The organism is Gelidibacter salicanalis, from assembly GCF_016469035.1.
Taxonomy (GTDB): domain Bacteria; phylum Bacteroidota; class Bacteroidia; order Flavobacteriales; family Flavobacteriaceae; genus Gelidibacter; species Gelidibacter salicanalis_A.
Window position 1 is genome coordinate 1 of the sequence record NZ_JAEHJZ010000390.1, and the last position, 262, is coordinate 262.

1 pseudogene is annotated in these 262 nt (G+C 36.3%); it reads right to left on the minus strand.

Annotated features, from left to right (window positions below):
* Nucleotides 1-262: pseudogene (locus JEM65_RS21710) on the minus strand (hypothetical protein); the annotation flags it as partial.

Consider the following 262-nt stretch of genomic DNA (forward strand, 5'->3'; position numbering starts at 1 on the left):
CACCATTAGGACCTAATAATTTTATGCATTCAGGTTCAGCTTCTAAAATTGTACGAAGCCTGTTTTCACTCTCCGCCAGTTTAATTTCTGATTTTTTTCTTTCATCAATGTCCTGAAAACTGCCAAAAATCCGTTTGTATTCACCCCCTGCAAATTCTGAATGCCCAATGATTCGTACCCAAAGCTCTTTTTTTGTAGCAGTGATCAAAACAGCTTCAAAATCAAATGGATCTCCCGAAGTAATACATTTTTCAAAATTCTG